Genomic DNA, 20818 nt, shown 5'->3' on the forward strand with positions numbered 1-20818 from the left:
ATAATGGCAGAAAACATACTAACTGTAGAGAACCTTAGCATCGCGTACCAAGGTGTGCCTGCTGTTATGGATGTAAACTTTACCTTGGAACGCGGTAAGGTATTGACCATTGTAGGGGAATCCGGATCCGGTAAAACTACCGTGATCCGGGCCCTCATGGGTTTATTGCCTGTAGGTGGTGAGGTCACAGATGGTACAATGCTCTTTAATGGTCAAGACCTTCGCACCCTATCTAAGTCAGAATGGAGAGCTATACGTGGTAAAGATATGGCTATGATTTTCCAAGATAGTGGTAGTGCATTAGATCCAATTGTTCGCATTGGTAAACAATTTAGAGAATTGTTTACATCTCATATTGAAATCACTAATGATGAATGTGATCGACGAGCAATTGAGTTATTAGAATCTGTATCTCTTCCTAATGGAGCGGATATATTGCGCCGTTATCCACACGAATTATCTGGTGGTCAACGTCAACGTGTTGGTATTGCTATGGCGTTAGCATTGGACCCAGCATTACTCATCGGTGACGAACCGACATCTGCACTCGATGTAACAACACAATCTCAAGTGGTTATGCAAATGCTTGAACTAGCTAAAGAGCATAATTCTGCAATAGTCATGGTAACTCATAACCTTGGTGTAGCAGCGTATATGTCTGACTATATTATTGTTATGAAAAAGGGCCGTGTTGTAGATGCTGGAACCCCACAAGACATTTTGGAAAATCCATCTAATGAATATACGAAACAACTAAAAGACGCTGTGCCAACATTGGGAGGAGGTCGTTACATTGACTAATTACGCAGTAGAAATTAAGAATGTATGTAAACGATTCCCACTTCCTACTGGTGGTGAGCTTGAAGCATGTAAGGATATTAATATAACTCTCGAAAAAGGTCAGTCCCTTGGGATTGTAGGGGAATCTGGCTCTGGGAAAACAACATTGGTTCGTATGATCATGAAAATGCTTCCTATTACGGAAGGCGAGATTTATGTAGATGGTGTAGAGATTCAACATATGAATTCTGAACAAACGAAAGAATATCGTAAAAAGATTCAAATGGTATTCCAAGATCCATCTGCAGCTTTTAACCCACGTATGAAGGTTAAAGATATCATTCTTGAGCCACTTTATAATTTTGGTCTTCTTGAAAAGGGAAAAGAAGAGCAAATCGCAGGTGACTACCTGGAAATGGTAGATTTACCTCGCGAGTTTATGCATCGCTATCCTCATGAAATGTCTGGTGGTCAACGCCAACGTGTTGCCATTGCTCGTGCTATCGTTTTAGAGCCCGAAATCCTCGTGTTAGACGAGGCTACTAGTGCCCTAGATGTATCTGTACAAGACTCCATTGCGTACCTTTTGGCGCGTTTACAAAAAAAGAAAAATTTAACATACCTATTTATTGCTCATGATATTGCCTTTATTCGTACTATGTGCCACAAGGTGGTCGTAATGTACAAAGGTGCTATCGTTGAAGAACTAGATGCTTTCCACTTGGCGGATGCAAAACATCCATATACAAAGGTTTTATTGAGCTCTATCTTTGAAATTGGTCAAGATCATAAGCCGCTTACCTTGGATGAGGCTGCATTAGAAGCTTAATAGGAAAATTTATTTTCAAAATTTCAAAAGCATAAATTTGAAACGTAGAGAGTTACATCGGATAGGTAAACTTAAAATAGCAGTTAGTTTCAAGACTAACTGCTATTTTTATGCATAGTTAAGATATGAAATTTTTTAATAGATATATTGAAATGTTTCTCAAATTATACATTGTGTTAACACCTAATATATAGTATAGTTGACTGTATAAAATATACCCCTATGGGTATAACGAGATATGCTCATATGAAGTGATGTACATAGATTCTCTTTATATTAACTATTGTAAAAGCAGGTTATATTTACTAGATTATGTTAATGCAAAAAATAGTGAATATCTGAGTATAAATAGATAGTTAATGTGTGTAGAAAGGTTAGGTGTATAAATGAAAGGATTACGCAAGGCTTTACTAATTGGTATGACCCTTGGTGTGACTATGCTCGGGACTGTTGGTTGTATGAATCAAGATTCTGCTTCATCTAATGATGTATTAAAGGTAGGGGCTATTAGTTTTGCTGGCACATTAGAACCAACGGAAAATTATTTTAGTTGGGCCGTTGTACGATTTGGTATAGGTGAAACGCTTATCAAGTTTGATGATCAAATGAAAGCAACGCCTTGGCTTGCCACCTCTTGGAAGCAAGGTGATGACAAGTTAACATGGACTTTCACCATCAATGATAAAGTTAAATTCTCAAATGGTAATAGTTTGACAGCTGAGGCGGTAAAAGCATCTTTAGAACGAACTTTTGCTAAAAGTAAACGAGCAAAAACGTTCTTTAACTATACAGAAATTACTGCTAACGGTCAGGAGTTGACCATCAAGACTGACAAGGAATATTATAACTTGCCCAACTTGTTAGGAGATCCATTGTTTTTGATTATGGATGTGACAGCAGAGTCGAATGGTCGTGATATTGCAAAGGAAGGTCCTATTGGTACTGGTCCATATGTAGTATCCTCTTTCACAAAAGAGCGTGCTGAACTAAAACGTAATGATAATTACTGGGACGGTAAAGCAGGCTTTGCCAAGGTTGAGATTCCTTCCATTAATGATGCGAATACGCGTGCTATGGCATTACAATCTGGTGATGTAGATATGGCTATTAGCATTGGACCTGGTGAATATAGTATCTTCCAAAATGATAAGAACTTCACAATCTATGAAATGTCTTCATTGCGTGACGTATTTGTTCGTATGGGGCAAAAGGGGAAACTACGAAATCCAAATCTTCGTGCAGCCCTCATTGCAGCGGCAGACCGCGAGTCTTATGCGAAAAATCTCATGAAAGATACGTTCGTAGCTGGTAAGGCTCCATTGCCACCATCCATCGATTATGGCTTTAACCAATTACGCGATCCTAATAAATATAATGTAGAGCGCGCTAAAGAATTACTTAAACGGGAAGGCTATGAAGATACGAATGGTGATGGCATTGTCGATAAAGATGGTGAAAACCTCGTACTTGATTTTTATGCCTACACAACTCGTCCTGAATTGCCATTATATGCGGAAGCATTGCAAGCGGACTACAAAAAAATCGGTGTAGATTTACGAATTAAAATCGTAGATTATGCGGTTATCGACACATTATCTCAATCTGGTGATTATGATATGATTATCTCCAGTGTTGTAACCGCTAATACGGGTCAACCAGTATGGTTCTTGAAACAATATTGGGGTACAGGCGTTGAAACTAATGGGTCTGGCTTCTCTAATCCTCGTTTCGATGAATTGTTGGATCTTGGTGAAAGCAGTAGCGATCCAGTGGTGCGTCGTAATGCGGTTATCAATGCACAACAACTGATGTTAGATAACGCTGTAGCATTATTCCTTGGGTATCCTAAAATTAATATTGTAGGTAATAACCATATTGATGGCATTAAGATGACACCTTCTGAATATTACATCATTACAAAAGATTTGAAAAAGAAATAAAGTTTGTTGCTTACATAAAAATAAAAGGACTAGCTCGCATGGGCTAGTCCTTTGTGTTATCTAAATATTATTTTTTTTCTGTTACATCTAAGTCTGCCATGTTAACTGCATTGGCCTTGCCAATCATTTTATTATACTTGGTAAATAATTGCGTATAAGCTTCGCCATAAGATGAGTTGATAATAATGTAGTTGCGTGCCTCTGCAACAAATTCTTTTACTGAGTCTTGATACTCTCTTACCGCATTTTGTACTTCTGGTGTAGTACCAGGTTGTAATTTATTGAGGCGTTGTGTAATTTGTTGTAAGTTTGATTCTACCTTTTGGGTGTCTGTATTCCCATCTGGATCAATAAGGTCAATAGTTTGTGCTGTTATGAGATTTATCTCTATAAAGTTAACCGCATTTTCCCGTTTTTCTCCCTGATACTCAGTCATGCGTTCGTTATAAAGCTCATTATTACGATTATCTAAAGCTAAGTCTAATGCATTATATGTAGCGTAGAACTGTTCTGCTAAAGGTACATATTGAGCTGCTAGCTCATCGCTACCTTTATAATTATCCTTTTCATAACGACGTTCCACATAGTAAGATTGCAACTGATCAGCAATAGGAATAATTTGATCAAGTACTACGAGGACATCATTTGTTGCTTGGTTTACATCTTCGTAGGGCGTAGAACTATCTTGTTTTGCTACCTCTAATGCAGCTTTAAGTTCCTTATATTTAGGTAAGGTAATCGTCGTATTATGAGACCCATTGCGCAACTCTTCAAGAGTTGGCTGTAATTGGCTAGCATAGGCTACACTGTATGAGTTATATGCATCTAATGCAACAATATAAGGTCGTATGGCGTTGATTTTATCGTCAACGGTTGATCGATATAAAATTGTCGTTGTATTGGATGATAAGAGTGTATACACCCCATAGATCCCACCACCGATAATAGCAGCACCGAGCACAATGGCTGCTATTAACTTGATGTACCCCTTTTTCAACTGCGCACGCTCCTTGAAAACACACTAACTCTTTTGGATCCATTTGGACAGACTAATGTCCTAAGAGTAATTATTTACATTATATCACAACTTTACGTGGCAAAAAAGACGTATAGATACGATAATTATAAGGAATAGATGAAAATGTTAGATTTGGACATGTATTTATATTTATAATTAGCGATTAAACGATGAATGAGGCTGTAAGCTGTTATAAAAATATACTTTTAAAAGTAAAACTATATACTCTCTAGACGTTGCAGCTGCGGCTGGTATAATAGCAAGTATAGTATTCATTATATGGGGAGTTCGTTATGTCAGAATCGAATCATTTAATCAATTTTGCTACATCTTTGGAACTTATTGCTAATGGGGAAGGACGTAATGTATTATCTGCCATTGAAGATGGGTTACGCAATTGTGATGAGTTTTTAATATCAGTAGCATTTAATTGTATATCCCGTTGTACTCGTATATAATAATATTATCAGATTTGTATTTTTCGATATAATCAAAGAAAGGAGTACAACATGTCAAATTTTATCACTCCTAAAGAATTATTAGCTTGTTTTGATGAGGTCATCATTTTAGATGCTCGAGGGTATCAAGATTATAAAAAGGGCCATATTAAGGGGGCTTATGCGGTAGATTTAGATAAGGATTTAACAGGTCCTTTGGGCGAGCATGGTGGTCGTCATCCGTTGCCAGATATGGAACGATTGGCTCATACCTTTGAGTCTTATGGCATTACTCGCAACTCCAAGGTTGTAGTATATGATTCTTGGCTATTTTTAGCGGGCCGTCTTTGGTGGACGTTGCGCTACATGGGCTTAACTGATGTACGTGTATTGTCTGGTGGTGTTGAACGTTGGGTTCGAGAGGGCCATCTCCTAACTAAAGAGCCTACTCCATTACCTGCTGAACCATCTATCTTTAACTACGAGTTGCAAACGCATATGGTTATGAGCCGTGATGAGGTACTCAAGGCTAGTGAAAGCGGAGATCATGTTATCATTGATGCTCGTGCGCCATTCCGCTATGATGGATCTCAAGTAGATACGATGGATGGCATGACAGGCCATATCCCTGGCGCTGTTAATCACTTTTATGAAAGCGGTTATACCGTAGATGGTCCTAAATCCTTGAAAGATTTAGAGGCTGAGTATTACAACGAAATTTACCAAAATAGGCCAGTTGTAACGTACTGTGGGTCTGGTGTGACTGCCTGCAATGCGTTGTTAACCATGAGTGAAGTAGGGCTTGAATCTGCTTTATATGTTGGTAGTTCTAGTGACTGGGTAACGTATGAAGGCTTCCCGCTTAGTACAGGTGTAGAAACATTAAACTAACTTAGGAGGGCGAATGAATCTATTAAAACAATTATTAACAGTCGTTGCCTTTGGTTATTTGTGTTATCATATCTATACCTTTGGACCTGGTATGTTTAATGTAACTGTATTAGTAATCCTTGTCTTGTCGGCGGTGGCTAACTATTTTCGTGAGAAACGTGAAAGCGATCTTAAAGCAAATGAAAATGCCCGCAAGGCTCGTGCAGAAGCAAGACATGCTAAGAAACATAAAAAGCAGTAGTATTGCTAACATATAATCTTTAGATTAGCTTACATTAAGCAAAAACTTGACGTATATTCTATGTGAAAGAGACTTTCACCAAGTTAAATACGGTGAATAGTATTAGATTGATGCGAAGTATTATAAAGGAGTAAGAATTGAAATTAATTTCTTGGAATGTAAACGGCCTCCGCGCCGCTGTAACAAAGGGATTCATGGAATCCTTTAATGAATTAGATGCAGATATTTTCTGCCTGCAAGAAACAAAATTGCAACCCGATCAAATTTCTTTGGAGTTGCCAGGGTATGAGCAATATTGGAATAGTGCAGTTAAGAAAGGCTATAGTGGCACGGCTGTATTCACGCGTATTAAGCCATTGTCCGTAACGAATGGCATCGGTATTGAAGAACACGATCAAGAGGGTCGTGTTATCACTGCTGAATACGATAATTTCTATTTGGTATGCTGTTATACACCGAATAGCCAACGTGAATTAGCTCGCCTTGATTATCGTATGACTTGGGAAGATGCATTCCGTAATTATCTACTTGAATTAGATAAGAAAAAGCCTGTCATCCTATGTGGTGATCTCAATGTAGCCCATCAAGAAATCGACCTAAAAAATCCTAAGACGAACCGTAAAAATGCAGGCTTCTCCGATGAAGAACGTGCAAAGATGACAGAACTCTTAGGGGCAGGTTTTACAGATACATTCCGTCACCTTTATCCAGATGCTATTGAACAATACAGCTGGTGGTCCTATATGGGGAAAGCTCGTGAACGGAATACAGGATGGAGAATTGACTATTTCATCACATCTAAACGCCTTGATGATAAAATCCAAGAAGCGAAGATTCATCAACAAATCTTTGGCTCCGATCACTGTCCAGTAGAATTGGTTATTGATCTATAAAATTTTAGTGAATGTAAAAGTACAGCCTCATCTACGGATGAGGCTGTTGTGATAGAAAAGGAGATACTATGGCTCAAAAACAAAAAGCTGTCGTTCTATTTAGCGGAGGTGTAGATAGTACTACGTGTTTAGCCCTTGCTATTGAACGATTTGGCAAAGATAATGTGGTACCCTTATCGATTCAATATGGTCAAAAACATAGTAAAGAATTAGAGGCTGCTATAGCTATTTTAGAGTATTATGGTATGGAAGGTAAAACGATGGATGTTACCAAGCTATTTGCCTTCAGTAACTGCTCCTTGTTAGTACAATCTAGTGAAGACATTCCGCAAGGTTCCTACAAAGAACAACAAGATGCAGAAGGGGAAGGTACGGTGAGTACTTATGTACCGTTTAGAAATGGTCTATTCCTATCTGCGGCAGCATCCTTAGCACTATCTCTAGACTGCGGCTATATTTATTACGGTGCTCACAGTGATGATGCGGCGGGTAATGCATACCCTGACTGTACAGAACACTTCTACAAATCTATGGGCGACGCCATCTTTGAAGGATCCGGTAAAGAATGCTCTTTAGAAGCACCCTTTATTAACGTAAACAAAGCTGACATCGTAAAAGAAGGCCTACGCCTCGGAGTACCATATCACTTAACCTGGTCCTGCTACGAAGGCGGAGACAAACCATGCGGACACTGCGGTACCTGTATCGACAGAGCAAAAGCCTTCCACGCAAACGGAGTCGAAGACCCAGCACTATAACTCCCATAAACTGGCTTAGACAAGTTGTGGGCAGGCTATAAGATAATATAGTGTTATAGTGTAGATAAATAATACATAGAAGTATAGTGCTTTAAAGTGGCCTTTTGAGTCACTACATAACTGTAATGTTGATTTATTTGCTAAATTCGAAGTGGAAGAAAATACCTTTTCAAAGAGCGACTTTGGCAGGTCGAGGCCCTAGGCCGATGACCGTATAGCCAGTGGAGCGATGAGGAAAGGTATTTTCTGACACCCCGTCCTTGTAAACATTGCACCGATAGTAGTTACTGTCACAGGCCGCTTTAATCTACCCGTGACTTGTAAATATTGAAAATATATGATATTATAAGCGCACAACTAAATAAGACAGTTTGAAACCATCCTGTCTCTAAACAAAACTACGGAAATTCATAAGCATTGTAAGCATGGTAGTTTTGCCATGCTTTTTTTATTTTGAGGAGGTGAGTGTTATGATTTCTACACGCAAATTGACTATTTCTGCCATGGTTGTGGCATTGTACATCGTTGTATTGTATGTAACGCAAAGCGTTTCCTTCGGGGCGTATCAAATTCGTATAGCAACATCATTATATGCACTTGCTTATGCCTTTCCGTTCTTGGTAATTCCCATGGGGATTGGCAACCTCATTTCTAACTTCCTATTTGGTGGTCTTGGCATCCTCGATATGATGGGAGGCTTTGGTGTTGGTGTATTGACAACTGGCATCATCGTAGGAATGCGCAAGCTTGGCCTCAGCGCTTGGTGGGTAATGCTTCCAATCGTCTTTGTGCCTGCAATATGTGTGCCATTGTGGCTCAGCCCATTACTTGGTCTACCGTACTGGCCATTAGTGTTGAATCTTATCGTAGGTCAGACTATTCCAGCGATTCTTGGTTCCGTATTGGTGAAAGCTTTAATTAGTCGTCCTAGTGTGGCTGCTTTGTTAGGTGCTTTTAAATAATAAGTGGTTTTATTGACAAAACTAAGTAAATAATTGAGCCTCAAGAGATGTTTCGATTGTGTATATAGGTAAATAAAAAGGCGTAAGCTCACATTGAGCTTACGCCTTTTTCATGGCTAATATGTATGGAGGTATAGGAGTTTAACAGTTGTAGCCACGCCATTTAGTTTCAACTACGAGTCGTTCAAGAGCAACCATGTACGCTGCTTGACGAGGTGGTACATTGTATTTATGTTGCATTTCCCAAACAGCTTCGAAGCTATTTTGCATATTTTTAGTTAATCTTTCATTAACCTCTTCTTCAGTCCAGTAGAAGCTTGCTTTGTTTTGTACCCATTCGTAGTAGGATACAACTACGCCACCACCGTTAGCAAGCACGTCAGGAATGATATCAATGCCCTTTTCATAGAAGTATTTATCCGCATCATTAGTAGTAGGACCATTAGCTCCTTCCAAGATGATCTTAGCTTGGATATTTTCCATGTTGTCTTTGTTTAATTGGTTTTCAAGGGCCGCCATGTACAATACATCCACTGGTTGAGCCAATAACTCTTGAGGCCCAATTGTAGTCATGCCTGGTTCGCTGTAACCTTCTAGGGAACGACCGTGGGAGTTAGCATATTCGTATGCTTTTTCAACATCGAGACCGTTAGGATTGTAGATGTTAACACTTACGTCGCCGATAGCCACAACTTTTGCGCCTGCTTGTGCAATGAGACGAGCACCTACGGAACCTACGTTACCAAAGCCTTGAACTGCAACTGTAAGGTTTTTAATATCTAAGTTTTTCTTAGCAAGATAGCTTTGCAATGCGATGAGACAACCGCGACCAGTCGCTTCATTACGGCCTAAGGAACCGCCTACTTCGATTGGTTTACCTGTAACGATACCTGGGCTCCATTCGCCTTTTAATGTGCTGTATTCGTCAGCAATCCAGCTCATGATTTGGGCATTCGTATTTACGTCTGGTGCAGGAACGTCAGTATTAACACCAATGATAGGTGCAATACGGCGTACGAAGTTACGAGTTAAGCGTTCTAACTCACGAGGGTTTAAAGTTTTAGGATCGACTTTGATGCCCCCTTTACCACCGCCATAAGGAATGTTAGCGATAGCGTTTTTAATAGTCATCCATGCCGCAAGTGCACGCACTTCGTTTTCGTCGGAATCTGGATGGAAGCGAAGACCGCCCTTAGCACTACCACGCAATGTGGAATGTTGGCATCGATAGCCTTCGTATACGCGAACTTCGCCATTGTCTAGTTGAAGAGGAACTGCTACTTTTAGTTCCCGTTCTGGGTGACGCAATACTTCGTATTCACTACGAGTATAGCCGAGCTTTTCAGCTGCTACGTCTAATGTGTTTAACATGTTTTCATATGGGTTATAACCGCTCATAATTACCTCCCGGATAACAGAGTAAATTAATTAGTGCTAATTTTTCACATACTTAAGTATTCGACATTATAAATAGAATACCCTTTATATTTTTATAAATATATTCTATAGTTTTTAACCTTTAAAAGTAGGAAAAATATAGATAGTTACTGTGATATCTGTCACTTTAAAATCTCTTGGTGGAGGATAGTCTTATCTATGAAAATGGATACTTTTACAAAAAATAAAAATCTATATTCTGAAGAATATAGACCCATCTGTATGTATTAATAAAGTATTTTAAAGATTATACGAATTTAAAGATTATACGAAAAAGACTGGTGAAAGATACTTTCACCAGCCTCATAGGTCAATATATTTTATTTTTCCACTGTATCTTCAATCGGAGTAGGAGGTACGGAGGAGTCTGTAGTTTGACCATCACCCCACCATACGATGCCGTACGTGTGGTTTAGAATAGAACGGTTAAATACTGGCGTTTCAATACCTGCTTTACGTTGTTTGATATAGTCATCAAGGGCAAGACCTGCTGTACGTCCCATACGTACGATGGAACTTACGTTAGTTAATACTAAGAAAGCCATGAATAAATCGGCTAGATTCCATACAAGATCTAGAGAGGCAATAGAGCCAACAAATGTCATAAGAATTACACCAATACGGAACAAATGTAGGTAGAATCGTTTATTTGTTAAGTGGCTAATATTGATTTCACCGTAGTAATAGTTACCAATTAAGGAGCTAAAGGAAAACATAACGATGAAAATGGCTACGGCTGTAGGAGCCCAAGAACCAAGCTGTTCAGCTAGGTTATGTTGTACAAGAGCAATACCTGTTAGACCTGTAGTGCTGTAATCACCCACGATAAGTACGATGAAAGCAGAAGCTGTACAAATGATGAAGGTATCAAGGAATACGCCGAATGCTTGTACAAGACCTTGTTCCACAGGGTGGTTAACAGCTGCAGTAGCGGCTGCGTTTGGAACAGAACCCTCACCGGCTTCGTTAGAGAAGAGCCCCCGTTTGATACCATTCATGACAGTAGCACCTAATAAGCCACCACCTGCTGCAACAGGCTCAAATGCGGAGGAGAAAATAGTATAGATTACATGTGGGAATTGGGTGATATTCATAATTACCACGAATAATGCAGTAGCAATGTATAGAATTGCCATGATAGGAACAATGATTTCAGATGCTTTTGCAACGCGGTTGATACCACCGAAAATAATAATGCCAAGGAGGACTGCCACTACAGCGCCTGTATAGGATACATCAAAGTTGAATATCTGGAGAGATGCAGCTAATGTATTGGCTTGTACAGAATTGTAAATCCAGCCATATGTAATACTGATTAAAATAGCGAATAGAACAGATAATGCTTTATTGTTTAGACCATAGCGAATGTAGTAAGCTGGTCCACCGTAGAAACCGCCTTTAGCAACAGGTTCTTTGTAAATTTGTGCTAATGTAGATTCGATGAAGCCCGTGGCAGCACCGATAAGTGCGATAACCCACATCCAGAAAATGGCACCAGGGCCACCAAGTACAACGGCAATAGCTATACCTGCGATATTACCAACACCTACACGAGATGCGGTACTAACACAGAATGCTTGGAATGAGGATACATGATTTTTTTCTGTAGAACTACCTGCGCCGTTAATTACGAGGCGAATCATTTCTTTAATCATGCGAATTTGTACAAAATTCGTTGTCATCGTAAAAAAGAGACCTGCACCGATGAGAATAAAAATGATGAAATAACTCCATAAATAATTGTTTATGGTAGATATAGCATCATTGAGCATTGCTTCCATAAAAACTCCCTTTCCTGTAAAAAAATCTATATTTCATAATAATCAATGATATTGTATCAATTTCTATAGACTATGTAAAACAAAAATCCTTCACAAATAGGAAGGATTTTTGCTTTATATAGTGTTTTTGTAGGATGTTTTTTATGCCTTAGTAAATTCTTGTGACTCTTCCATTCCTTGTAACAAGGTTTGTTCAGAATGTTCCATGTGAATTCGAGCTAATTTACGAGCTTGTGCGGCATTGTGAGAGGCGATGGCTTCCACTAATTGACGATGTTCCTCCCAAGTTTTTCTGAGACGACCTGGTTGGTTCATGGAGAAACTGCGGAAGCGGTAGGTTTGTTCTCGTAAATTGTGAACAATATCCGCCAATCTTTCATTGCGAGAGGCACGGTAGAGGACTTCGTGGAATTCTACGTCTGCAGCCACAACGGATTCCATATCCTTGTTTTCCATATGATCCCCAATTTCTACGAGCATTCTTTCTAATATTTCGATTTCTTCTTCCGTAATCCGTTCTGCTGCAAGACCTGCTGCAAGTTCTTCAAGGGCAGAGCGGATTTCAAATACTTGCGTAATATCCTTTAAAGATATGTTGGCAACGTAGGTACCGCGACGAGGAACCATAACGACAAAGCCTTCTAGTTCCAGTTTGCGTATGGCTTCACGAATTGGGGTACGACTTACGCCTAACTCTTCAGCAAGGGGAATTTCCATGAGGCGCTCCCCAGGTTTTAACACCCCATCTTGGATGGCTTGACGCAATGTTTCACTTACTACTTCTCTTAGTGGCTTATACGCATCAAGTCGTATAGGTTGTAACCGTTTTGTCATACTAAGTCCTCCTGTGTACATGTTTTAGTAATGAGTGACAGCCAATCATGACCAGCTGCTTTGCTCTCTTCTTGTAACTGCAATGCTTCCATCGGTTTGTTAAGTAATACTACCATAGTAGGACCGCTTCCTGTCATGATAGTTGGGTAACCACGGTTAGTGAAGAATTCCTTACATATTACTAGTTCTTCGTAATCTAAAAATAATAATTCTTCGAAGGTATTAGCGCTACTGGTGAAAGCAGATTGTAAATCATTATTCTTAAGATGATTCAGAACGGTATCGATTGTTTTTGTGGTGGCATTAGATTTACCGCTGAAACGACCATAAGCAACCGCTGTAGAAATAGATACCTTTGGCTTTACTAATAATAGCCAATGTGCTTCTGGCGATTGACTATAGGTTAACACTTCGCCACGACCTGTTCCGCGAGCTGTACCACCTTGTAGTAGGAACGGCACATCAGATCCGAGTGAGGCACCGATGTTTAAAAGTTCCTCTTGCGTAAGACGTAAGTCCCAAAAACGGTTGAGACCTAATAACATGGCCGCTGCATCTGCACTACCGCCACCAAGACCCGCTTGAATAGGAACGCGTTTTAATAGGTGGATGGCGGCACCGGCTTTACAACCCGTATAGGCCTGTATGGCGCGTAAAGCTTTGAGTGCGAGATTATCTTCTCCATAGCTTACGAGCTTTTGCATGTAATCGGGCAATTCGGGAGCGCCACCAGAAAATACTACGGAATGATGCTTAGCGAAATAAATAGAATCACTAAGGCGAATCGATTGAAATATGGAATCGATGTTGTGGTATCCATCGTCACGCTTACCTGTAATAGCAAGCCCAATATTAATTTTGCTGCAACCGAGTTGCTCAAAACTTTTACTCATAATAGCCTCGTTTGTAATGTACAAATTATATGCAGTTAATATGTTTATTTTATACTGTTATAAAGTGATTGAAAATAACCATTAAGTGGTTTATGATGATTTTGTATATACCTGTTGTTTGATTATTAAAAGCATTGTAAACAGCGTATGTTTTAATTAGTTCATTATAGAATATTTATAGTGAAATGGCAATTTGGAGGGAGCTATGTTCGCCAAGTATAAAGATGTTGTCTATCAATGTGTCATAGTTGCTATTGGTTGTGCAATTTTTGGTGCTGGTTTAGACGCCTTTGTACTACCTCATAAACTGGTTAGTACTGGTATTAGTGGGGTAGGATTGATTCTGTATTATCTAACGGGATTATCCGTTGGTTCTTGGAACGTTATTTTGAACGTCCCTATCTTTTGGGCTACTTGGAAGTGGCTTGGCAAACGTGTTGTACTGAATACCTTGTATGGCACGCTCATGCTATCGTGGATGATTGATCTGTTTAGTTTCTTACAATATGACATGATTATTAAGGATCCACTACTCAGTTCTATGATGGCGGGTATCACAACTGGACTGGGGCTTGGTATCGTCTACCGTGTAGGTGGTAATACAGGTGGCCTTGATCCAATTGCACTTATCGTTCGCAAATATTATGGTCTTCAAATGGGATCTATTAATAGTGCCATCAACTGTGCTATCCTCTTAGTTGCTGTCGGCGTTGTTGGACTTGAAGCGGTAGCCGTAACTCTTATCAGTGTGTATGTATATACTATTATTACAAATAAGGTGGTAATTGGTTTTAATCAACGTAAAGTTGCTTTTATTATTACCTATCGGACTGATGAAGTATGTGAATGTATCATCAATAAAGTCGGTCGTGGTGCTACCATTATTAATGGTATTGGCGCCTATACACGGACGCCTAAGCAGATTGTGATGGTTGTAGTTAACTTGCTGCAGGTAAATAAATTGAAAGAGGTTATTCAAGAAGCGGACCCAAATGTGTTTATCTTGATTACTGATGCTCAAGAGGTTATCGGTCAAGGTTTTACTCAACCTATTGTTCCTGCGGAAATATCTAATCAGCTAAAATCACAAGATATAACTACCGAAGCGAACAATAATGTTGTAATAGATGAAAATAGTTGTAATAGATAAAAATAAAGAATTATGATAAAATCTCTGGCTGTTGTCATCTTATATTAATTATGTGTAAATATAATATTTTATGAATGATACATACATTTTGAAAATAATTTAATGTAATTGATCGAATATCAAGGTTGTAAAATGAGAGGGCTTGCCCTCAAGATAAGATTAGAGGTTTCTATGACTCACAAATTAGCAGGTACGCCTGTACAAGAACAAGATATTATCGATGTGCAAACCCTTGTGGATGCCTATTTTGATAATACTCCGGATATTACAGATCCGACACAACTCGTATCCTTTGGTACATCTGGCCATCGCGGTACATCTTTAAATGGTACTTTTACAGATTTACATGTGGCCGCTATTACACAGGCTATTTGTGATGGCCGTGGCCAATTCGGCGCTACAGGTCCGATTTTTGTCGGTCAAGATACACATGCTTTATCTCAGCCAGCCCTTGTAACAGTTCTAGAGGTTCTTGCTGGCAATGGCGTAACGGCAATGGTTGATTCCGATATGGATTTCGTGCCGACACCATCTATATCTCGTGCCATTATTCGTTATAATGAAAGCCACGATGATAAAGCGGATGGTATCGTGATTACGCCATCTCATAATCCTCCAGATAACGGTGGCATCAAGTATAACGCTACTAATGGTGGTCCGGCGGATACTCTCGTTACAAAATGGATTGAAACCCGTGCTAATGAATATGTTCGTGCATATTGTGAATTAGAAGGGTTCAAACGTATTAGTATCGACAATATTGAACCTGATCAACAAGTTCCGTATGACTATAAAGGCCTGTATGTTGAAGAACTGTCTTCTATCATTAATATGGAGGCAATACAAAGTGCAAAACCTAAGGTTCTCGTTAATGCCCTTGGTGGTAGTGGACTAGGTTATTGGCGAGCTATTAAAGAGCGCTATAATCTCAATATGGATATTATCAATGATGAATATGATCCAACCTTTAGCTTTATGACGTATGACCATGATGGTAAGGTCCGCATGGATTGTTCCTCAGAATACGCTATGGCCGATGTTATTAAGCAAATAGGTAATTACGATTTGGCTGTTGGTAACGATCCCGATTACGATCGTTATGGTATTGTTAGTGCAGAAGGGCTTGCTTCACCAAATGCATTCCTCGTAGCCGCTGCCGATTATCTATTCACAACTCGTGGTTGGAAGGATAAAGGGGTAGGTAAAACGGTTGTTTGTACAACCATGATTGATAAGTGGGCATCCGTTAAAGAAATTCCCGTGTATGAAGTTCCAGTAGGCTTTAAATACTTTAGCTCTCTATTATTCGATGGGGAAATTGGCATTGGAGGCGAAGAATCTGCTGGGGCATCCTTCCTCAAAAAAGATGGTACCGTATGGACCACAGATAAAGACGGCATGGTAATGGCTCTCTTAGCGATGGAGATGTACGCTGTAATGGGCGCCACTGTTGAGAGACTGTATAACAATATTGTGGAAGGCTGTGGAGATCCTCGATTTGGTCGTATTGATGCGGCTTGTACAAAGGAGGCCAAGGCTAAGTTGAAACAGTTAAATGCTAGCTCTATTACAGCTACAGAGGTCGATGGTGATGCTATTATGAATGTACGCACGACATCCTTGTACAAGGATATGCCTATCGATGGTGTTCGTGTGGAGACGGAAACCGGCTGGTTTGTAGCACGTCCATCTGGTACTGAAGATTTATATAAAATTTATGGTGAAAGCTATAAAGGAGACAAAGGTCTTATCGCATTGTTAACTGCTGGTGAAGAGATTGTAACAAGTGCTTTGTCTGACGAAGTGTAACATATTATTTTTACTAGAAAACTCATGAAGATTTCACCAATGAAAGATAATAAATGTGTTATAATATATTAATATAGTTTATTGAATGCCCTATACTGGCTATGTAGTTTGTAGTGCTTAGAGAAGGTGATGTTATGAAATTAGTTGTTACCGTTGTCGGCGTAGACCGCGTTGGTATCATTGCTGGAGTTAGTACCGTACTCGCTAACTACGGTGTAAATATTATGTCCATTAATCAGACCATCCTTGATGGCGTTTTCAATATGATTATGATGTGTGAAACCAAGTCTGAAGATATGAAAAATCTTACAGCTATTCAAGAAGCTTTGACTACACAAGGTAAAGAACTGGGTGTTGAAATCCGTGCGCAACATGCTGATATTTTCTTGAGCATGCACCGTGTAGGATAGGAGGCACTTATGTTATCTATCGACAATATTTTAGAAACTAATCAGATGATTCACGATAATAAGCTTGATGTGCGTACCATTACGATGGGTATCAGCTTGCTCGAATGCGCATCTAGTTCTGGTAAAGAATTGTGTGATCGCATTTATGATCGCATTACGAAAGAAGCAGAACACCTTGTATCTACCGGTGAAGATATTGAACGCGAGTTCGGTATCCCTATTATCAACAAGCGTATTTCTGTAACACCCATTTCTCTTGTAGCAGGTGGTAGTGATTTAACATCCTATGTTCCTGTGGCGGAAGCTATGGATCGTGCTGCAAAAACTGTAGGTGTTAATTTTATCGGCGGCTTTTCTGCGCTTGTAACAAAGGGTGCTACACGAGCTGATCGTATTTTGATTGACTCTATTCCTGAAGCTCTGGCAACTACGGATATCGTTTGTAGTGCTGTTGCGGTGGGCTCAACTAAAACTGGTATCAACATGGATGCAGTGCGCGACATGGGTATCATCGTTAAGAAAACCGCAGAACTTACAAAGGATAATGATGCGCTTGGTTGTGCTAAGCTCGTTATTTTCTGTAATCCTGTAGAGGATAATCCGTTCATGGCTGGTGCTTTCTTCGGCGTAACAGAAGGGGATAGTGCTATTTCTGTGGGTGTATCTGGCCCGGGTGTTGTAAAACATGCGCTTGAATCCGTTCGTGGACAATCCTTTGACATTGTAGCAGAAACGATTAAACGTACTGCTTTTAAAATCACTCGCGTAGGTCAATTGGTAGCGCAAGAGGCATCTCGTCGTCTTGGTAAATCATTTGGTATTATCGATTTATCCTTGGCGCCAACACCAGCTGTAGGCGACTCTGTAGCTCATGTTCTGGAAGAAATGGGCTTGTCCTCTTGTGGCTGTCATGGCACTACAGCAGCACTAGCATTACTTAATGATGCGGTGAAAAAAGGTGGTCTCATGGCCTCCTCTCACGTAGGTGGACTTAGTGGTGCATTCATTCCTGTCTCTGAAGATGCAGGCATGATTGATGCTGTATCCTGTGGCAGTTTAACGCTTGATAAATTAGAGGCTATGACATGTGTATGTTCTGTTGGCCTTGATATGATTGCTATTCCTGGAGACACTACTGCTGATACAATTTCTGCTATCATCGCAGATGAATCAGCTATCGGCATGATTAACAATAAGACAACTGCGGTTCGCGTAATTCCGGTACCTGGTAAGACGGTTGGAGAGGTTGTTGAATTTGGTGGCCTATTAGGTTATGCCCCTATTATTGAAGTAAGCCCATATAGTGCGGCTGAGTTCATCGCCCGCGGTGGACGAATTCCTGCTCCTATTCGCAGCTTGACGAACTAATCCGTTTTTGCAACCTGGTTGTTGGAGGTGTCTTATGAGTGAATATGTGCTCGATTATGTATGGGCCTTTGCACTAGCGCTCATCATAACCTTTGCACTTACCCCATTGGTAAAACGCTTTGCCGTTGCTGTTGGGGCAATAGATAAGCCTGATGTTCGAAAGGTGCATCATGGTGCGATTCCACGACTTGGTGGATTAGCAATCTTTCTCGGTTATGTGGGATCGGTTCTTTTTAACAATTCCATCCCTCATGATCATAAATTGTTTGGGTTTGTCCTTGGTACGGTCATTTTGGTGCTAGTTGGTATTTGGGACGACATTAAACAAATTGAGCCAAAAACTAAGTTAATGGGACAAATTATAGCAGCTGCTATTCTGGTGGCTTATGATATTCGAGTAGACTTCATTAACCTTCCTTGGGGTGGTGTAGTATATCTCAAGTATTGGGCTATTCCATTGACTATTTTCTGGATAGTTGGTTTTACAAATATTGTAAACCTAATTGATGGACTTGATGGCTTGGCTGCAGGTATTTCCTTTATCGCATGTATCGCTGTTTGTGCAATGACATTGCAACTTGGTCAAACTGACCTCGCTTGTATTTCTCTTGCCTTGGCAGGTGCAACCGTAGGCTTCTTACGGTATAACTTTAATCCTGCAAAAATATTCATGGGTGATACGGGATCCATGTTATTAGGCTATACATTAGCGGCTATTTCTGTTATGGGTGCCGTAAAGACGGCTGCCATGATTGCTCTAGTAGTGCCCGCTATCGTATTAGGTTTGCCGATTTTGGATACCTTATTTGCCATTGTGCGCCGTAAAATCAGTGGACGTCCCATCTTTAAACCTGATAAAGGTCACGTTCATCATCGTTTATTAGCACAAGGCTTAACTCAAAAGCAAGCTGTATTGATGATGTATGCGGTAACCGCTCTTTTCGGAGGTGTATCTGTTATCGTTGCAGAGGTTAATGCTTGGGTCGGCGCGACCTTGGTATTAGTCATTTTCTTGTGCAGTATCTATATTGCTCGCCGCCTTGGTGTTATTATGCATAGCGATGCGGCAGGGCATCCGTTACCACGTCCTACAATTGAACGCAGCGACTCGGATGATACCATATCCTTTGATCGCGATGAATTGGCTAAAGCCTTGGAGAATCCAGATGATTCTCATGAGGAATAACCATATGTGGGGCGCTTCGCGCCCCATTTTTTCTATCCTACTATGTTGGAGGCAACTATGTTAAAAGTTATGGCAATCTTTGGTACAAGACCTGAGGCTATCAAGATGGCTCCTCTTGTGAAAGCATTACAAGCAGCACCAGATATGGAACCTATCGTAACCGTTACGGCACAACATCGCGATATGCTCGATCAAGTACTGAACTTGTTTAATATTATCCCAGATTACGACTTAAATATTATGAGCCAAGGGCAAACATTATATGATGTAACCAATCGTGCTTTGCTAGGCCTTAAAGATGTATTAGAAGAGGCAAAACCAGATGTAGTACTCGTTCATGGTGATACTACTACTACCTTTGCCGGTGCTTTGGCTTCTTTCTACCAAGAAATTCCTGTAGGTCACGTAGAAGCAGGTCTTCGAACAGGTGATATTTACTCTCCGTTCCCTGAAGAGATGAACCGAAAATTGACGGGCTCTATTGCAACGTATCACTTTGCACCTACTTCTAGTTCTGAAAGCAATCTAAAAAAAGAAAATATCAATACAGAACATCTTTATGTAACTGGCAATACTGTTATCGATGCTCTTGATACGACGGTGCAAGACAACTATGTATTCGATAATGCAGCTATTAATGCTCTCGACCCCGAAAAACGTACGGTCCTTGTTACCACACATCGCCGTGAAAACTTAGGCGAACCTATGCGTCATGTATACCAAGCCATTCGTGATTTAATTAATGAATTTGAAGATATTCAAGTTGTGTTCCCTGTACATAAGAATCCTAAAGTTCGCCAAGTGGTACAAGAGGAACTTGGTTCTGTGGATCGAGTTACATTAATTGATCCTCTTGACTATGAACCATTTGCAAACTTGATGGCTAAATCTTACTTGATTCTTACTGATTCTGGTGGGATTCAAGAGGAAGCCCCAGCTCTTGGTAAACCAGTTCTCGTATTGCGTGATACGACAGAACGTCCTGAAGCGGTAGAAGCAGGTACCGTTCGTCTTGTAGGTACTAATAAGGATATAGTACATAAAGCAGCTCATGAATTATTAAGTAATGCAGAGGCTTATAAATTGATGTCTAATTCCGTTAATCCCTATGGTGACGGTAAAGCATCTGAACGCATTATCCAAGCGTTACGCCATGAGTTTTTAGGTGATGCAAATCGCCCTGAACGTTTTGGTAAATAAT

The 20818-nt window shown here is 40.1% G+C and carries 20 protein-coding genes; 15 read left to right on the forward strand and 5 right to left on the reverse strand.

Going from position 1 to position 20818, the window contains the following annotated elements; genetic code table 11:
• Positions 1-3: 3 nt before the first annotated feature.
• From Q7O55_RS00995 to Q7O55_RS01005, 3 genes are all read left to right on the forward strand, one after another.
• Entirely contained in the window at positions 4-801 is a 798-nt protein-coding gene (locus Q7O55_RS00995) for an ABC transporter ATP-binding protein (protein WP_303927725.1), read from the forward strand.
• Positions 794-1609 carry an ABC transporter ATP-binding protein gene (locus Q7O55_RS01000; protein WP_038125689.1) on the forward strand — a complete coding sequence of 272 codons (816 nt, stop codon included), beginning with the start codon at positions 794-796 and terminating at the stop codon, positions 1607-1609. The genes Q7O55_RS00995 and Q7O55_RS01000 overlap by 8 nt, the downstream gene beginning before the upstream one ends.
• A gap of 386 nt (positions 1610-1995) precedes the next feature.
• Positions 1996-3549 carry an ABC transporter substrate-binding protein gene (locus Q7O55_RS01005; RefSeq protein ID WP_303927727.1) on the forward strand — a complete coding sequence of 518 codons (1554 nt, stop codon included), beginning with the start codon at positions 1996-1998 and terminating at the stop codon, positions 3547-3549.
• 67 nt (positions 3550-3616) lie between these two features.
• Here the strand turns inward: Q7O55_RS01005 and Q7O55_RS01010 are convergent, their stop codons facing one another.
• The gene (locus Q7O55_RS01010; RefSeq protein WP_004695044.1) at positions 3617-4546 is read right to left on the reverse strand and encodes a DUF3829 domain-containing protein; all 930 of its coding nucleotides are present in this window, start codon (positions 4544-4546) and stop codon (positions 3617-3619) included.
• Positions 4547-4860: 314 nt separating this feature from the next.
• Between Q7O55_RS01010 and Q7O55_RS01015 the strand changes: the two genes are divergently transcribed.
• From Q7O55_RS01015 to Q7O55_RS01040, 6 genes are all read left to right on the forward strand, one after another.
• The gene (locus Q7O55_RS01015; RefSeq protein ID WP_303927728.1) at positions 4861-5025 is read left to right on the forward strand and encodes a hypothetical protein; all 165 of its coding nucleotides are present in this window, start codon (positions 4861-4863) and stop codon (positions 5023-5025) included.
• A gap of 51 nt (positions 5026-5076) precedes the next feature.
• Positions 5077-5895, forward strand: a complete 819-nt coding sequence (locus Q7O55_RS01020) for a sulfurtransferase (RefSeq protein WP_227065185.1) — start codon at positions 5077-5079, stop codon at positions 5893-5895.
• A 13-nt stretch (positions 5896-5908) separates the two neighbouring features.
• Positions 5909-6136, forward strand: coding sequence for a hypothetical protein (locus tag Q7O55_RS01025; protein WP_008602417.1), 228 nt, complete (start codon positions 5909-5911; stop codon positions 6134-6136).
• A 137-nt stretch (positions 6137-6273) separates the two neighbouring features.
• A complete protein-coding gene (locus Q7O55_RS01030) occupies positions 6274-7029 on the forward strand; it encodes an exodeoxyribonuclease III (protein ID WP_004695049.1) in 756 nt (251 codons plus the stop codon).
• A 68-nt stretch (positions 7030-7097) separates the two neighbouring features.
• Positions 7098-7787 (forward strand): 7-cyano-7-deazaguanine synthase QueC, encoded by a 690-nt coding sequence (gene queC, locus Q7O55_RS01035; protein WP_303927731.1) that lies wholly within the window; start codon positions 7098-7100, stop codon positions 7785-7787.
• Positions 7788-8257: 470 nt separating this feature from the next.
• A complete protein-coding gene (locus Q7O55_RS01040; protein WP_155085952.1) occupies positions 8258-8749 on the forward strand; it encodes a QueT transporter family protein in 492 nt (163 codons plus the stop codon).
• A gap of 141 nt (positions 8750-8890) precedes the next feature.
• On the opposite strand, the gene Q7O55_RS01045 is transcribed toward Q7O55_RS01040, so the two are convergent.
• The 4 genes from Q7O55_RS01045 to ispE form a co-directional block, all read right to left on the reverse strand.
• Positions 8891-10147, reverse strand: a complete 1257-nt coding sequence (locus tag Q7O55_RS01045) for a Glu/Leu/Phe/Val dehydrogenase (RefSeq protein ID WP_008602423.1) — start codon at positions 10145-10147, stop codon at positions 8891-8893.
• A 359-nt stretch (positions 10148-10506) separates the two neighbouring features.
• A complete protein-coding gene (locus Q7O55_RS01050; RefSeq protein ID WP_303927733.1) occupies positions 10507-11967 on the reverse strand; it encodes a sodium:alanine symporter family protein in 1461 nt (486 codons plus the stop codon).
• A gap of 141 nt (positions 11968-12108) precedes the next feature.
• Positions 12109-12801: a GntR family transcriptional regulator gene (locus tag Q7O55_RS01055; RefSeq protein WP_303927735.1), complete on the reverse strand. Its 693-nt coding sequence runs from the start codon at positions 12799-12801 to the stop codon at positions 12109-12111.
• Positions 12798-13694 carry a 4-(cytidine 5'-diphospho)-2-C-methyl-D-erythritol kinase gene (ispE, locus tag Q7O55_RS01060; protein WP_303927737.1) on the reverse strand — a complete coding sequence of 299 codons (897 nt, stop codon included), beginning with the start codon at positions 13692-13694 and terminating at the stop codon, positions 12798-12800. The genes Q7O55_RS01055 and ispE overlap by 4 nt, the downstream gene beginning before the upstream one ends.
• Positions 13695-13899: 205 nt before the next feature.
• Here ispE and Q7O55_RS01065 point away from each other — a divergent pair, with 205 nt between their 5' ends.
• The 6 genes from Q7O55_RS01065 (at position 13900) to wecB (ending at position 20817) form a co-directional block, all read left to right on the forward strand.
• Positions 13900-14844, forward strand: a complete 945-nt coding sequence (locus tag Q7O55_RS01065) for a YitT family protein (protein ID WP_303927738.1) — start codon at positions 13900-13902, stop codon at positions 14842-14844.
• A 171-nt stretch (positions 14845-15015) separates the two neighbouring features.
• Positions 15016-16653 (forward strand): phosphoglucomutase, encoded by a 1638-nt coding sequence (locus tag Q7O55_RS01070; protein WP_303927740.1) that lies wholly within the window; start codon positions 15016-15018, stop codon positions 16651-16653.
• A 134-nt stretch (positions 16654-16787) separates the two neighbouring features.
• A complete protein-coding gene (locus Q7O55_RS01075; protein WP_004695058.1) occupies positions 16788-17063 on the forward strand; it encodes an ACT domain-containing protein in 276 nt (91 codons plus the stop codon).
• Between the two features lie 9 nt (positions 17064-17072).
• Positions 17073-18431, forward strand: a complete 1359-nt coding sequence (locus tag Q7O55_RS01080; protein ID WP_303927741.1) for a PFL family protein — start codon at positions 17073-17075, stop codon at positions 18429-18431.
• A gap of 34 nt (positions 18432-18465) precedes the next feature.
• Positions 18466-19617 carry a glycosyltransferase family 4 protein gene (locus tag Q7O55_RS01085; protein ID WP_303927742.1) on the forward strand — a complete coding sequence of 384 codons (1152 nt, stop codon included), beginning with the start codon at positions 18466-18468 and terminating at the stop codon, positions 19615-19617.
• Positions 19618-19674: 57 nt separating this feature from the next.
• Entirely contained in the window at positions 19675-20817 is a 1143-nt protein-coding gene (wecB, locus tag Q7O55_RS01090) for a non-hydrolyzing UDP-N-acetylglucosamine 2-epimerase (protein WP_303927743.1), read from the forward strand.
• Position 20818 lies beyond the last annotated feature (1 nt).

It is taken from the genome of Veillonella parvula (assembly GCF_945949885.1).
GTDB lineage: Bacteria > Bacillota > Negativicutes > Veillonellales > Veillonellaceae > Veillonella > Veillonella parvula_B.

Bases quoted from the DNA above. Each gene is read 5' to 3' on its own strand.
- Q7O55_RS00995 (WP_303927725.1), top strand. From the start codon at position 4: ATGGCAGAAAACATACTAACTGTAGAGAACCTTAGCATCGCGTACCAA.
- Q7O55_RS01005 (WP_303927727.1), top strand. From the start codon at position 1,996: ATGAAAGGATTACGCAAGGCTTTACTAATTGGTATGACCCTTGGTGTG.
- Q7O55_RS01015 (WP_303927728.1), top strand. From the start codon at position 4,861: ATGTCAGAATCGAATCATTTAATCAATTTTGCTACATCTTTGGAACTT.
- Q7O55_RS01020 (WP_227065185.1), top strand. From the start codon at position 5,077: ATGTCAAATTTTATCACTCCTAAAGAATTATTAGCTTGTTTTGATGAG.
- Q7O55_RS01025 (WP_008602417.1), top strand. From the start codon at position 5,909: ATGAATCTATTAAAACAATTATTAACAGTCGTTGCCTTTGGTTATTTG.
- queC (WP_303927731.1), top strand. From the start codon at position 7,098: ATGGCTCAAAAACAAAAAGCTGTCGTTCTATTTAGCGGAGGTGTAGAT.
- Q7O55_RS01040 (WP_155085952.1), top strand. From the start codon at position 8,258: ATGATTTCTACACGCAAATTGACTATTTCTGCCATGGTTGTGGCATTG.
- Q7O55_RS01045 (WP_008602423.1), bottom strand. From the start codon at position 10,147: ATGAGCGGTTATAACCCATATGAAAACATGTTAAACACATTAGACGTA.
- Q7O55_RS01050 (WP_303927733.1), bottom strand. From the start codon at position 11,967: ATGGAAGCAATGCTCAATGATGCTATATCTACCATAAACAATTATTTA.
- Q7O55_RS01055 (WP_303927735.1), bottom strand. From the start codon at position 12,801: ATGACAAAACGGTTACAACCTATACGACTTGATGCGTATAAGCCACTA.
- ispE (WP_303927737.1), bottom strand. From the start codon at position 13,694: ATGAGTAAAAGTTTTGAGCAACTCGGTTGCAGCAAAATTAATATTGGG.
- Q7O55_RS01065 (WP_303927738.1), top strand. From the start codon at position 13,900: ATGTTCGCCAAGTATAAAGATGTTGTCTATCAATGTGTCATAGTTGCT.
- Q7O55_RS01070 (WP_303927740.1), top strand. From the start codon at position 15,016: ATGACTCACAAATTAGCAGGTACGCCTGTACAAGAACAAGATATTATC.
- Q7O55_RS01075 (WP_004695058.1), top strand. From the start codon at position 16,788: ATGAAATTAGTTGTTACCGTTGTCGGCGTAGACCGCGTTGGTATCATT.
- Q7O55_RS01080 (WP_303927741.1), top strand. From the start codon at position 17,073: ATGTTATCTATCGACAATATTTTAGAAACTAATCAGATGATTCACGAT.
- Q7O55_RS01085 (WP_303927742.1), top strand. From the start codon at position 18,466: ATGAGTGAATATGTGCTCGATTATGTATGGGCCTTTGCACTAGCGCTC.
- wecB (WP_303927743.1), top strand. From the start codon at position 19,675: ATGTTAAAAGTTATGGCAATCTTTGGTACAAGACCTGAGGCTATCAAG.